Origin of the sequence: Nostoc sp., from assembly GCF_036917815.1 — a bacterium.
Lineage (GTDB): Bacteria > Cyanobacteriota > Cyanobacteriia > Cyanobacteriales > Nostocaceae > Nostoc.
Map to the genome: position 1 here is coordinate 14,790 of NZ_JBALEK010000064.1, position 13,723 is coordinate 28,512.

At 41.8% G+C, this 13,723-nt stretch carries 10 protein-coding genes and 1 pseudogene; 3 read left to right on the forward strand and 8 right to left on the reverse strand.

The window, feature by feature from the left end; genetic code table 11:
* Positions 1 to 291 precede the first annotated feature (291 nt).
* Complete coding sequence (locus tag V7K97_RS19820) at positions 292 to 1,026, forward strand: DALR anticodon-binding domain-containing protein (protein ID WP_334802713.1); 735 nt, start codon at positions 292 to 294, stop codon at positions 1,024 to 1,026.
* 306 nt (positions 1,027 to 1,332) lie between these two features.
* Here the strand turns inward: V7K97_RS19820 and V7K97_RS19825 are convergent, their stop codons facing one another.
* Positions 1,333 to 2,184 carry a Cof-type HAD-IIB family hydrolase gene (locus V7K97_RS19825; RefSeq protein ID WP_334802714.1) on the reverse strand — a complete coding sequence of 284 codons (852 nt, stop codon included), beginning with the start codon at positions 2,182 to 2,184 and terminating at the stop codon, positions 1,333 to 1,335.
* Positions 2,185 to 2,658: 474 nt separating this feature from the next.
* Here V7K97_RS19825 and polA point away from each other — a divergent pair, with 474 nt between their 5' ends.
* Positions 2,659 to 5,604, forward strand: a complete 2,946-nt coding sequence (gene polA, locus V7K97_RS19830) for a DNA polymerase I (RefSeq protein WP_334802715.1) — start codon at positions 2,659 to 2,661, stop codon at positions 5,602 to 5,604.
* A gap of 282 nt (positions 5,605 to 5,886) precedes the next feature.
* Positions 5,887 to 6,846, forward strand: a complete 960-nt coding sequence (locus V7K97_RS19835) for an ABC transporter substrate-binding protein (RefSeq protein ID WP_334802716.1) — start codon at positions 5,887 to 5,889, stop codon at positions 6,844 to 6,846.
* A gap of 40 nt (positions 6,847 to 6,886) precedes the next feature.
* On the opposite strand, the gene V7K97_RS19840 is transcribed toward V7K97_RS19835, so the two are convergent.
* The 7 genes and pseudogenes from V7K97_RS19840 to V7K97_RS19870 all read right to left on the reverse strand — a co-directional run bounded on the left by V7K97_RS19840 (position 6,887) and on the right by V7K97_RS19870 (position 13,535).
* A complete protein-coding gene (locus tag V7K97_RS19840; RefSeq protein ID WP_334802717.1) occupies positions 6,887 to 7,855 on the reverse strand; it encodes an FTR1 family iron permease in 969 nt (322 codons plus the stop codon).
* A gap of 113 nt (positions 7,856 to 7,968) precedes the next feature.
* Positions 7,969 to 8,403: a ferritin-like domain-containing protein gene (locus V7K97_RS19845; protein ID WP_100901802.1), complete on the reverse strand. Its 435-nt coding sequence runs from the start codon at positions 8,401 to 8,403 to the stop codon at positions 7,969 to 7,971.
* Positions 8,404 to 8,545: 142 nt separating this feature from the next.
* Positions 8,546 to 9,571, reverse strand: a complete 1,026-nt coding sequence (locus tag V7K97_RS19850; RefSeq protein ID WP_334802718.1) for a ComEA family DNA-binding protein — start codon at positions 9,569 to 9,571, stop codon at positions 8,546 to 8,548.
* A gap of 170 nt (positions 9,572 to 9,741) precedes the next feature.
* Positions 9,742 to 10,767 (reverse strand): multicopper oxidase domain-containing protein, encoded by a 1,026-nt coding sequence (locus tag V7K97_RS19855; protein ID WP_334802719.1) that lies wholly within the window; start codon positions 10,765 to 10,767, stop codon positions 9,742 to 9,744.
* A 279-nt stretch (positions 10,768 to 11,046) separates the two neighbouring features.
* Positions 11,047 to 11,427 (reverse strand): annotated as a pseudogene (locus V7K97_RS19860) (RNA-guided endonuclease TnpB family protein); the annotation flags it as partial.
* Between the two features lie 660 nt (positions 11,428 to 12,087).
* Positions 12,088 to 13,305: a hypothetical protein gene (locus V7K97_RS19865; RefSeq protein WP_334802720.1), complete on the reverse strand. Its 1,218-nt coding sequence runs from the start codon at positions 13,303 to 13,305 to the stop codon at positions 12,088 to 12,090.
* Between the two features lie 38 nt (positions 13,306 to 13,343).
* Positions 13,344 to 13,535 (reverse strand): CbtB-domain containing protein, encoded by a 192-nt coding sequence (locus V7K97_RS19870; RefSeq protein ID WP_334802721.1) that lies wholly within the window; start codon positions 13,533 to 13,535, stop codon positions 13,344 to 13,346.
* Between the last annotated feature and the right edge of the window lie 188 nt (positions 13,536 to 13,723).

The window sequence follows — 13,723 nt, forward strand, 5'->3', positions numbered from 1 at the left end:
CTAAATTAAATTTATACCGCAAGAGAGATGACAGAAAAGTAACAAATATATCTTACATGATTATATAAATAATATTACGTGCATTATAGATTACCAGTTAGCAAATATACGTCAATAAAACAGCTATTATACAGTTATTTAATAAAATCACTAAGCATTGATACTTGTAAAGCAGAAAATGTATGCATAGGGGATGAAAAAATACCTCTATATAAAGATAGAGATGACAATAAAGTTTTATATATATCAAGTGTGTGCCTGGGACTATCAAAATCTCAGAATCGAAAAGCGATGGAGCTTGCCAGGGCGATCGCCTCTGATTTATCAGGGATTGGTGAGGACGTTTTTAGCATCCAAGTAGTTCCTCCTGGTTGGATACATTTTGAATTAACTCACTCAACCTTAGCGACTTGGTTACAAGGTATTGCAGTTGGGAGTTTGGGGGAAGCAGTGGAGGAGGGGAGCAGGGAGCAGGGAGCAGGGGGAAAAGAGGTAATTTTTAATTCTCACCCTTGCCCCCTGCCCCCTGCCCCTCTGCCTTTTGTGCCCAATGCCCAATGCCCAATGCCCAATTCGCTGTTTACTGTTCAATATGCTCATGCACGCTGCTGTTCGCTAGTACTTCTGGCTCATCGAGAGGGATTGATTAAACTTAGAGAACCAGTTCCAAATACTAGTCCAGCTTTTTGGGATGTGATCTCTCCCAACCCTGTACCTTGGCTTAATTGTGACGGAACACTGCGGCTAAATCACCCAGATGAGCGCCGTCTAATTGGCGAGTTAATACAAGTGGTAGACAATATACAGTGCCCTGATGTTGGCGGTTCTGTGAAATGGGAAAAAGTAGCGCTGAATTTGAGCCAAGCTTTTGAAAAGTTTTGGTGTAATTGCCGGATTTGGGGTGAGGTGAAAATTACATCACCAGAGCTAGCCCAAGCTAGACTGGGATTGCTGATGGCTACTCAATCAGTATTAAGATTTTTCCTAGAAGAAAACTTGCGGGTTTTTGCGCCCTTGGAGTTATAAATGGGTAATGTCGCTTAGGCAAAAATAAAAACTTTTTATATAGCTATTGACTCAATGCACCACCTCGGATACATTAGCAGGTGTGTGAGGAGCGAACCAGCTAGGGCACCGAGACGAAACACGGCCAGTCGTCGGTGTCCTTTCTGATTTGTATGGGTTAAATGTTGAAAAAACGCTCTAAGGGACTTCCAAGAAATAAATTATCCAAAGAAACGAACCACAGAGACACAGAGAACACAGAGAGAGGAGAAATAGAGAGGGTTTTTGCCTCAGTTTTCGGATATTTTTTTATTTGGAAGTCCCTAATTACAGCAAAAACTTTTCAATTGCTACTGCTGCTCCGTCTTCTTCTACACTAGGAGCCACCCACTGTGCGATCGCTTGTACTGCTGTTGGTGCGTTGCCCATAGCTACACCAAGTCCAACATACTCCAGCATTTCCACATCATTGAAATTATCGCCAATGGCCATAACGTTGGCTAATTGTAATCCCAACAATTCTTCGGCTAGGTAACGGACAGCAGTCCCCTTATTCACAGAGGCGTTAGTTGCTTCAAAAAAGGTAGCAACGGATTTTGTTAGATAAAGTTCAGCCGGTGTGTATTGGCGGCGCAAATTTCCCAATAGCTTGTCGATTACATCAGTGTCATCACACAAAGCAAGAATTTTTGTCGGTTCATTCATTAAAACTTGACGCAAATCACCCACGGGAATCGCGATAACACCAGAACGTTCTGCATAAATTTGGGTTTCTTTAGTTAATTCACGGACGTATAGCTGATCATTGATATAAAAGTGGACAGATAGGAGCGATCGCAACTCAGGTTGTTCAAAATAGTCGATTAGTTGGTGGGCGATTTCCCTGGAAACAACCCAATGGCGATGAATTTTTTGGGTGATTGGGTCTTGAATCCAGGCTCCTTGATAAGCCATTAATGGTAGGGTAGAGCCGATATCTTGGTGAAAGCGCAAGGCTGAACTATACATTCGACCTGTTGCGATCGCTACTTGAATTCCTCGTGCTTGCGCTGCAAAGATTGCTTGCTTTACAGCTGGGTTGAGGGTGTTAGACTGTCCGGCGATGGTGCCATCTATATCCAAAACTAGTAGTTTAATGTCTTTTGCAGCAGCCTGATGATCGGTAGATGCCTTCTGCATAATTTCCTAGATTTTAACTTCCAGTAAGAGGTTAACAGGCTCTAGTACAAGAAGGCAAAAGTAAAAAGGCAAAAGTAAAAAGAAAGAATGCTTATTTTGTAGGCTTTCTGGCTATTTAAAATGGTTGCTTTATTTCCGCCGTGTCGTACTAGTGACTTCTGGGGGAATGAATTTCTATTGTCGCTAAAGCAAACCTGAGCGAGCATCAGAAATTGCTAAGGGACTGACAAGAAATAAATTATTCAAATAAACGTAGACGCAAAGCGGCTTGCCGCAGGCTACCACAGAGACAATAGAGTTGCCAGTGCGCCCTTGCGGTTAAGAGACTTGCTACGCGTAGCGTCTCCCCCTGGGAGAAGCAACTGGCGCGACACAGAGAAAGGAGAAATATAGAGGGTTTTTGGGTCAGTTTTGGGACATTTTTTATTTGTCAGTCCCTAACTATGTGACAAAGCTTCTGGCTAAAATAGGGCTATGTCTGAAACTTTCACTTCTGCAACTGCAACACGCCCCACGTTCATCCTTGTAGATGGGCACTCCCTGGCTTATCGTTCATATTTTGCTTTCGCCAAAGGGCGAGATGGAGGACTGCGTACCAAAACGGGAATTCCGACCAGTATATGTTTTGGTTTTGTGAAGTGCCTGTTGGAGGTAATGGCAACACAACAGCCTCAAGCAATGGCGATCGCTTTTGATTTGGCTGAGGCAACTTTTCGCCACGAAGCTGACGAAACTTATAAAGCCGATCGCCCGGAAACGCCAGAAGACTTCATTCCCGATTTAGCAAACCTCCATGAGTTGCTGAATGGCTTCAATCTGCCATTTTTTACTGCCCCTGGTTATGAGGCTGATGATGTTTTGGGAACCTTAGCACAACGAGTAACTGCTGCTGGGTATAGGGTGAAGATTCTCACTGGCGATCGCGATTTATTTCAACTAATCGACTCTGACAAAGAAATCACTGTTTTAAATTTTAGTCCAGATGCCCTAAAGCGCTCTACAAATAGCATCACGGAATTTGAAGCAGAAGAAGTCAAAGAGAAGATGGGCGTTTTACCTTCACAAATTGTTGATTTCAAAGCTCTTTGTGGTGATAAATCAGATAATATTCCTGGTGTCAAGGGAATTGGGGAAAAAACAGCAGTGCAACTGCTCAATACCTATGGTTCACTTGATCATGTTTATGCTGCGTTAGATGAAATTAAAGGCGCAACTCAGAAAAGACTGGCAGCAGGTAAAGAAGATGCTGAAAAGTCTCGCTATTTGGCAACCATAGTTTTGGATGTTCCTATAGAATTTGATTTAGAAGATTGCAAATTAAAAGGGTTTGATACAAGCGTCTTATCACCAATTTTAGAAAAATTAGAATTCAAGTCTTTTTTAGGCAGAATCAACGACCTACAGCAACGTTTTGGTGGACAAATTGAAGAAAATCAAGAAGCCAAAAAAGATGTAAGTAATTCCAACTCTACTAACTCAGAATTCAACGCTGATGAAGATAATGATTTGTGGTTTTTCAGTGCTAGTGATACAGCAGCAGTTCCACAAAAATCTACTTCACCAATTACACCACGCACCATCAATACCGAAGCGAAATTAACTGAGTTAGTGGAACTTTTGCAAAAATTTACTAATCCAGAAACACCCGTTGCTTGGGACACTGAAACCACCGATTTAGAACCGAGAGATGCTGAATTAGTAGGAATTGGTTGCTGTTGGGGAACGAAAGCAGATGAAGTAGCCTATATTCCTGTGGGGCACAAAACTGGGGAAAATTTGCATAAAGATTTGGTGCTAGAAGCATTACGTCCAATTCTCGAAAGTGCTGATTATCCCAAAGCTTTACAAAATGCCAAATTTGACCGCTTAGTTCTAAGATGTCAAGGAATTAACTTGGCGGGAGTAGTGTTTGATCCCATGCTGGCAAGTTACATTTTAAATCCCGATTCAAGTCATAATTTGATGGATTTGTCGCAGCGATATTTGGGATTGATAGCTAAAAGTTACTTAGATTTAGTTCCTAAAGGCAAAACTATCGCTGATATAGATATTCCCGCCGTCGCAGATTACTGTGGGATGGATGCTTATTCTACCTTTGGTTTAGTGTCGAAATTGCGTGAGGAACTGGATAAATTTCCATCTTTGTCTAAGCTGTTAGCGGAAGTCGAACAGCCACTAGAAGCAGTTTTAGCCCAAATGGAATACACAGGTGTTCGGATTAATTCAGCTTATTTACAAGAACTTTCGCAGCATTTAGAAACAGAGTTAGCTAGGTTAAAAGAGGAAGCAACTGAAATAGCTGGAGAAAATTTTAACTTGGGTTCTCCTAAACAGTTGAGCCAAATATTGTTTGAAAAGTTGGGGTTAAGTACTAGACATTCTCGTAAAATTCAAACAGGATTCTCTACAGATGCAGCAACACTAGAAAGACTCCAAGAAGATGATAAAACTGGGTTTGTTGAGGCGATTATTGAATATCGCACCCTATCTAAATTAAAGTCTACTTATGTTGATGCATTACCTGCATTGGTGCGTCCAGATACCCAAAGGGTGCATACTGATTTTAATCAAGCAGCAACATCAACAGGTAGGTTATCTTCTTCTAATCCGAATTTGCAAAATATCCCCATTCGCACAGCATTTAGTCGCCAAATTCGGAAGGCGTTTTTACCAGAATCTGGTTGGTTAATGGTGGCTGCTGATTACTCACAAATTGAATTGCGGATTTTGGCTCATTTGAGTCAAGAGCCGATATTGGTGCAAGCATATCAGCAAAATGAAGATGTTCATACTGTTACGGCGCGGTTAGTTTTTGAAAAAGAAAATATCACCTCAGAAGAACGAGGGATGGCAAAAACTATCAATTTTGGCGTGATTTATGGAATGGGTTCTCTCAGGTTTTCGCGCTCAACTGGGATAGATAAGACTATTGCCAACGAGTTCATTAAGCGGTTTAATGAACGATATCCGAAAGTTTTTGCATATTTGGAGCGAGTTAAAAAAGAAGCGATCGCTCTTGGTTATGTAGAAACTATTTTCGGTCGTCGTCGTTATTTTGACTTTACTAATAATAGTTTACGTAAATTAAAAGGCAGTAACCCAGAAGATATTGATCTGAGTAAATTGAAGAATTTGGGTGCTTACGATGCGGGTTTACTACGCTCTGCGGCTAATGCACCAATTCAAGGTTCTAACGCTGATATTATCAAAATTGCAATGGTGAGATTGCATGAGGTTTTAAAGAGCTATCAGGCGCGTTTGTTGTTGCAAGTTCACGATGAATTAGTCTTTGAAATCCCTCCTCATGAGTGGGAAGAATTACGAGTGCAAATTAAGTCGGTGATGGAAAATGCAGTCCAGTTGAGTGTGCCGTTGCTGGTAGAGGCGCGTGTCGGTGAAAATTGGATGGAGACGAAGTAAGTTTAACTGGAGATTGGAACAATTACATTGGGATGGGCGTACATCTGTTTTAGCAGTTACAACAGCCCTACTCCATATCAATCTTAGAGGTTGTTTGAAAAGTGGTTGGCTGTAATTTTAGGCACTTATAGATCCCCCCTAACCCCCCTTAAAAAAGGGGGGAACCGGAATCAAAGTCCCCCTTTTTAAGGGGGATTTAGGGGGATCTATAATGTTTGCTACTAACAAGAGGACTTTTCAAACACCCTCTTATACCATTCTTACCTCAGAAGGAATTTTAATATGCATCGTCGTTGGCTCTTATCTGCTTTAGCAATTTTGTTGAGTATAGTTTTAGCCGCTTGCACCACTGCAAATACTCAGCAACCACAAACGAAAGTGGAAAATACCACTGAGACGACTAACACAAACTCTCAACAATTACCAAAAGGATCAGCAAAAAGAGTTGTTGCTCTTTCTTCTCTTTCTGCTGATATTATCTCTCGACTCGATCAAACAAAAATTGTTGGTATCACTGGGAGTAAACTATTTAAGAATGACTCAAGATTTAAGGATATTCCCCGCGTTAGTGAAGGTCAAAATCCGCCAAATTTAGAGAAAGTGGTAGCACTAAAACCAGATTTAGTTATTGGTGCTGAAGGCTTTTCTAACATTCCAATTCAAAAACTTCAGCAGCTAGGAATTCCGACTTTGCTCACTAAGATAAATAGCTGGGAATCTCTAGAAGAACTTACTAAAAAACTGGCTGGGTTAATTAATGCTGATCCTCAGTCTTTGTTAAACCGTTATAAAACTTTCTTGCCAGATAAGCTAACTCAGAGTCCTTCTACTCTAGTGCTGGTTAGTCGTCAACCAATTTTAGCGCCGAATAAAAACAGTTGGGCGGGGGATTTGCTGGCGAAATTCCAGGCGAAAAATATAGCAGCAGATTTACAAGGAAAAAGCCCAATTGGTGGCTATGTAACACTTTCGGCTGAGAAAGTTTTAGAAGCAAATCCAGAGGTGATAATTTTAGTTAATCCTCCACAAGGAAATTCGGAAGCAGCGCTTTTAGATTCTTTGAAAAAGGAAGCTTTTTGGCAGCAACTACAAGCAACTAAAAATAACCGAGTCTATGTTTTTGATTATTTTGGTCTCGTGAATCCAGGTAGTATAGATGCAATTGAAAAGGCTTGTCAGCAGCTTAAGAAAGCGTTGTTTGCACCAGTATCATTGATGAATAGGGGAGGCAGAGCCTCCTAAGAGCCATTCCCAGTCTCAGACTGGGAATGAGACAAAAATCTTAATCTTTTGCAGAACTAATTGGTTTTTGACCAAAGGGGATATTCTTTTTAACTTCAGGAGAAGCACCTCCAAGGCTGCGGAAATACAGTCCTCCAATGGTGAGCAAAAACGTCACATATCCCACTGCTTGCACAAGATAGAGATTGTCTCTATAACCAAATAAAGATTTGAGAATAATGCCAGGAAATTGTTCATCAGGCAAGATTGTGGAAGTATTTGAAACCATTGGCCCCAAAATACAGGAGTGGATTTTTGTAAAACGTTCGTAATAGAAACAAAGGCTTTCTGTGGCGCGACTGCTAAGGGCAAGGTTAGCTACAGCTTCGTCAAAATGCTTCAAGCCTGAAACTACTAACCCAGCGACAATTAACACTAAGAAAACGCCCATTACCTGGAAAAACTGGCGGATGTTAATTTTGACACCCCATTTAAATAGCAATACCCCAATAGCAGATGCGGCTACTAAACCAGCAATAGCACCCAAGGCTGGCATTAATCCCTGTTGAAAATTAGCTGCGACAAACAGAACAGTTTCAAAGCCTTCGCGCACAACGGCAACTAAAATTAAGGTAAAAACACCCCAACCAGCATTTGAGTTTTGTGTCAGCGCTTCTGTTACTGCTCCCTCAACTGTAGCTTTCATGAATCTGGCTTGTTTCGTCATCCAGATTAGCATCCAACTGAGCATTGCGATCGCTAATACACTAAACACACCCTCCAGCGCTGGCTCAACTACGGTGGTGTATTGAGGATTTGCGGCTCCCAGTATTTGAATTACCGAACTGAATAGCACACCTATTAAGGCACTGACGACAATACCAACGCCGACACCAGCATATACCCAAGAGTTGAGTCGGGATTGTTTAGCTTTTTTCAGCAAAGCTAGCACAATGCCAACAACAAGGGCAGCTTCCACTCCTTCTCGGAGTGTTATTACAAAAGTAGGTAGAGCAGTACTAAAATTCATTTTTTGTCCTTCATTTTCACCAGATGTCTAATGACTAATACCAATTCTACGTGAAGCTGCTCTTTATTCACGTAGGGGCAATTCATGAATTGCCCCTACAGCACTAATGACTATTAACTAAAATCACGCAGCATCTTTTTCAGTTCGAGATTATGCATCTCTTCTTGTCCAATCATACCGCGAGCGAATTCTTCAAGGTAAATGCTGGCATTGGTGACAGTATCGAGCAAATTTTTGTACAGATCCAATGCCTTCTTTTCATGGGATAAACTTTCTTCCAAGATATCCTTGACTTTATGCTGGTAGGTTTCTTCCATTGGGGCAATTTTCAGGGAGGGATGCCCATCTAAACCGGTGAGAATTTCTCCCACTTGTTCGGCATGAAGTAAAGACTCACTTGCCTGTGCTTTGAAAAAAGCCACAATTGGAATGCGGTTAGGGCCTGTTACCATCAAAGAATAATGTGTGTAGCGCACTACTCCTGCTAGTTCAAATTCCATGATGGCGTTCAACAGGTCAATGGTCTTTTTATGGTCAAGTTCTTGCATCAGTTGTTAGTTAAAGTAACGAATGGAGTGTAATTAGTTAGGAGTTAGGAGTTCGGGATTCATAACTCATAATTCATAACTCCTAACTATTTTAAACTCCTTATTCTATGCTTTCCATTAAATCAAAGTGTGATTGCTGTGCTTAGGCATTAGATTTGTCAACCACTTTTTGAGAGTTTTCCTCAATGGTTTTTACCAACTTGGTAACATCATTAGGTATTTTGACTGCTTTTGCTGGTGGGATGGCGGCAGGCCAAACTTTTATTAGTTCAGCGAAACTAGTATCGATCGCTTTGTGTGCTTCGGGATCTGCTTGAGCTACTTGGCTAGAAATTCCTTTGTATAATTCATTGGCGTAAAAGACAAAACCACGGGAGTCTTGATACTCAATTGGCGCGGTTATTTTACCATTTGCGATCGCAGCGCTATATTCTGAGTTGGCTGAATCTAGCAATTCATTAATTACCTGTAGCGCAAATCCTGGTTTTGAGCGCTGATCTGCTGGTAAAGCGGCGATCGCTCCATCAACTGCTTGCACTGATGAGGCAAAATTAGTTTTAACTTTGCTATCTTTTGGACTAGATTTCACTAAATCTTGTAAACTTACCAATGTTGTCTTAAATTCTTTAACTTTCCGCTCATTCAATTGATCTTCTACATCAATATAAATTTCCTCAACTGGATGTCCAATATGAGGTTCTGCCTGTTTTGACTGATTCTGATCCAGAAGTTCTCGTGCTACCAAAAGATGCCCTTTCATTAAGCCTAATTTAGACATATAATCAACATCTTTTGCCTCACCTGTGAGTACCACTTCTTGAACACCAACCTGGTCTTTAATTTGGTCGAACTGCTCTTGAGTAATTACTTTTTTAGTAACTAAATCTTCTGGGCTACCATAGGGACGATTTGCCTGGATTTTGTTGGATAAAGCTGGGACACCTAGCTTGCCTTCAAACTTATCTAATTCTGACAATATAGCAGTGTTAATGTTAATTTTTTCTTTGCTAGCGTGACCACTATGACTGTTATTACTTACTGCCTCTGTAGCCGGAGGACTAGCAACTGGTGCTGATGGATTTTCTGCGGTTGGCGTACTACTACAAGAACTCAAAGTAACTATTATGGCTGTTGCTGCTGCTAAACAGATATAACGAAGTTTTATCATCTTTGCTCCTCACACAACTTAAAAGGTATTCATTGAAACATTTCAAACTATTACTAAAAACTAGTTTGTTTTACACATTGTCATAGATTTTACTGTCGCACATAATGACATTTTTTATCAACTATTTATCTAAACTTTAATGAATTAATTACAAATTACTAATAATATTGTCAGGAATTTTTAACGGTACTTTGAGAGTTGCTTTCAGCAAGTACTTCAAATTGACCCATGCAACCGTTTTCGGCGATCGCATCCTGATGGGGATGGAACATATACTTACCTGGATAGCCAAAAGCAAATTCTAAGATATGTCTTTCTGCGACACCCATCGTAATCACATCTGCTTTCTCGCTAGGAGTCATACTCATGCCATAGCGATAGACATCAAAAAAGTTGGCGTGGAGATGAAACGTTACTGCCGGATCGTATTCAATGATGTTAAGAACATACAGCCGAATCAACTGATCTTTGTAAATGCGAATCGGATGATGCATATAATAGTGGGGCAGACCGTTAAAGGCGTAATAATCGTTATGGCTATCATCATTCACGTCATACCCACCCATCACTAGTACGATTTCATCAGCCGGGGGACGGGGGGTAGGTGGATCGATGATGAACATCCCGTACAGTCCCTTGGCGATGTGACGGGTGACTGGTTCAATATGACAGTGGTATAAGTGAACACCATAGGGTTCAGCATCAAATTCATAAATTGTGGCATTTCCATTGCTGATTGGGCGAACACCGTCCATTTCCGCCGGATGAACGCCATGAAAATGCAAAGAGTGAGAATGTCCCGCATTATTGAGAAATAATACCCGGATGCGATCGCCCTGTTTTGCCCGTAGCGTTGGCCCTGGTATGCGACCGTTTAAATCCCAGATGTTGTAAGAGACAGCACTATTGAGCTTGATGATGGAAGTACCCGCAGTTAACTGAAATTCCCGGATAGTCCGCCCATTTTCTTGCTTCACCGTCCCATAATCAAAATCCCTTACCATCTTCATTGGGTTACTAACGTCGTCTGGTGCTGACCTATCGAGTGGTGGCACTTTGACGATTGACTTACCTTGTAGATTTAACATCTGCCATAGTCCAGCTGCGCCAGTCACTCCAGCACCTACTAGGCCCAGCTTCAGTAATTGACGGCGGCTCCACGGTTTTTCGTTACCCAGAGCGAAGTTGTTGGGCATGACATTTAGTTACAGTTAGCGTCAAAAAAGAATTGCAAAAGATTTGCAATTGCTTTTAAATATTAGAGGAATTAATAATTATTGTCAATAATTTTATAGTGCTTGAAAACTGCTACTGAAGTTATTAGATTCAGGTCGAGCTATAATCTGTCTTGAAAATAGGGAGTAGGGTATTCCTTCTTCGTTCTTGGTTGTGGGATTTTACCGTGATTAGCTGTCTTGCAAAACTCTAGGCAATTTTTCTCCTTTCAATAGTATTTTTACTTAAATAAAAAGTATAAAGTTGAGATCGTAGGTTCCCTTTAGTTTCAAAGTTCCAATGCCTTTCTTGTCAGAGAAAGTAATCGCTTTCCGATTAGTGGAAAGTTTGAACCCAGTAGTTTTATATTCAACTGAGCGACAATGCTTTTTAAACTTAGGGAACCCCTTTTTACCAATAAATTTCTTTTTACAGTTGTCGTAAAACCGTGATATCGCTGACCATGCACGTTCAGCAGCAGACTGTCTAGCCATTGAGTTGAGTTCATCGGCAAAGGGAAACTCAGCAGCAAGCACAGCGCAATATTTATTAAGATCGTACTTAGTGACATTTTTGTTTTCCATCCAATATCTCAAAGATTTATTCTGGATGAACTGACTAGTACGAATAGCATCATCTATTGCACGATATTGCCTGTCTTTTCCCTTGACTTTGAACCTGACTTTTCACGTTATGTGGAAAAGTCCACCAAAAACCTAACCCCCTAACCCCCTTCCCTCCTAGGGAAGGGGGAAAATTCAAAGTCTCTCTCCTTAAAGGAAGAGAGAAATAGAAGTGAGGTTTTCCAGATGCTGCTGAATTGTCAGGACTTTGAACTCGTAAATTATCATCGGTTCGACCTAACCAACTACATATTTCTGTTATCATGCTTGGCATAAACTGACAATCAAGGCAAAACAAAACTTCACGGAGTCCTAAAGGACTCAACTAGCTTTCATCAAGAGTCTGAAGTACGAAATACGCAACTGCGTTGCTGTTTCTCAGGGGTTTTCAGCATTTCCCTTATAAATTGCAGGGTTCAATTTCTCATGCTGTGTCTATAAAAATCCATATCGAACACTCAATGGTATCCGACATGGATTTTAGGCAATCAGCCTGTCCAGTCATTGGGCGAACAAACTAAGGGCAAATGTATAGGACTCCTATTTGATTTTTGAACAATCAAGCTGCCTAGAAGCTTGACATACAAAGCTTGACTTCTCAGTATACTAAGTAAGATTCAAGCAGGATTCCTATATTTACAACCGAATGACATAGCAATAACGCTAGTTGACACTGACTTATGAAACACTACGCTTCCAAGTCATCCCACTACGCGGAGTCTGTCGTTGTCGCAGCCACAGTCCCAGCAGCAAACCAATTACCACAACTCCAGTGAAGTAAGTCAACGAAATCAACCGCACATGCATCGGCGGAGCGACACCTTCGACTGGAATATTCTCTGCAACTTGGAATGGCTGAAATTGCCGGGTTGCGTTTGCTTGCGGCGCAACCTCGACAACAACGCTATGGGGGGCACCGTCAAAGAATTCCTGCTCCCACACCAATTTTCCGTTGCTATCTGGAGTACCTTCATAAGCAAACGCCACCCAATTATTTTCGAGTTGGGTGGTTGTTACCTTCAACACTACATCTGTCACGGGTTGGCTGGTTTTGGGATCACTGACGCTAACCTGCAATCTGGCAGGTTGACCCACCGTTGCACTCTGGTCACCCGATAGTTGCATATAAAGTCCTTGAGACTGCAATTTAGCGGGCTTACCAGAGGGCGGAACTTCTTCTCCCATACCTGGCATCGACATAGTATGGTGCGATTCGGCAAGTTCAGCGCTGATATTCACCCAGAGGAGCGCGGCGATCGCTACTACAATCAATCCACTCAACAACAATCGCACCTGTTGCGGGGCAATTTCTCCCGGTTGAATTGGTTGTCTGCCCCCAATCACCCAACCTCCTAGTAGCCCAACCGCCAGCAAAATCACAACCAGGATGCCAAAGTAGCGGAACTTTAAGGGATTTTCAGGCAGCGTCAGCGTCAGCGTTTGCTTTATCGGCTCAAAGGCATTGGCAATGAGCGGAGTAACTGCTACCTGGAGTTGATACGTTCCCCGGATCGGCAAGGTTTGTTGAACCTGCAACAGACCTGTTGGTGCATTGCCCTCAATATCCAGCAACTTTGTCCCCTCGACGATCGGAAAATCTGTTGTGAACCACGGGTTTTTAGGACGGGTGAACAATTGCAAGTGGATTTTGGCATCCTTTAAAGATTGCCCTTGAGCATCGAAGGCTTGCAGCATCAGCTGCACTGGCGGATTGTAGTGCCCTGATCCCAAAACTGTGGTGGCTTCAGCCTCAAGGGGTTGAACCTGATTAATCGGTGGATTGGTTGTTAGCCGCACCGATGGTTGAGGGGATTGTCCAAGTCCGATCGAAGCATACAGGATAATTCCGATCATGCAAATCGCACCGATCAGCTTAGACCACTTAAGTAAAGTCATTTGATTTCTCTCCTCCTGCTAATCATCGACTCAATCAACTAATGGCAACTCACCATCAGTGTGTGGTGACGCAGAGTATGAGTCGTGTCATGGATAGCGGGGTATGTAGTGAAATAAATTGTCCACAGAGTCAAAGAACACAGTGCGACATAGAGCGCTGATTGTACAGGCACTGATAGAACGCGACGGGCGACTTGTTGCTGAATCGAACTGGAAGATTGAACTGTCATTTTGTACCTCGTAGATAAAACGATATTAATGATTGATTCGGCAGGTATTCTGACTTCTACAGGGAGCAGTCAGCAGTAAATCACTGAAAACAGATGAATAAGACTCTGTATGAGCCGTACTAGCATACTGAGCCAGCTATTTCGTTTTCATTCATGAAGATTACCTATATTAACACTGACGTAAGGTT

Coding starts and splice junctions, on each gene's coding strand:
- V7K97_RS19820 (WP_334802713.1), top strand. CDS start 292: ATGGAGCTTGCCAGGGCGATCGCCTCTGATTTATCAGGGATTGGTGAG.
- V7K97_RS19825 (WP_334802714.1), bottom strand. CDS start 2,184: ATGCAGAAGGCATCTACCGATCATCAGGCTGCTGCAAAAGACATTAAA.
- polA (WP_334802715.1), top strand. CDS start 2,659: ATGTCTGAAACTTTCACTTCTGCAACTGCAACACGCCCCACGTTCATC.
- V7K97_RS19835 (WP_334802716.1), top strand. CDS start 5,887: ATGCATCGTCGTTGGCTCTTATCTGCTTTAGCAATTTTGTTGAGTATA.
- V7K97_RS19840 (WP_334802717.1), bottom strand. CDS start 7,855: ATGAATTTTAGTACTGCTCTACCTACTTTTGTAATAACACTCCGAGAA.
- V7K97_RS19845 (WP_100901802.1), bottom strand. CDS start 8,403: ATGCAAGAACTTGACCATAAAAAGACCATTGACCTGTTGAACGCCATC.
- V7K97_RS19850 (WP_334802718.1), bottom strand. CDS start 9,571: ATGATAAAACTTCGTTATATCTGTTTAGCAGCAGCAACAGCCATAATA.
- V7K97_RS19855 (WP_334802719.1), bottom strand. CDS start 10,767: ATGCCCAACAACTTCGCTCTGGGTAACGAAAAACCGTGGAGCCGCCGT.
- V7K97_RS19865 (WP_334802720.1), bottom strand. CDS start 13,305: ATGACTTTACTTAAGTGGTCTAAGCTGATCGGTGCGATTTGCATGATC.
- V7K97_RS19870 (WP_334802721.1), bottom strand. CDS start 13,535: ATGACAGTTCAATCTTCCAGTTCGATTCAGCAACAAGTCGCCCGTCGC.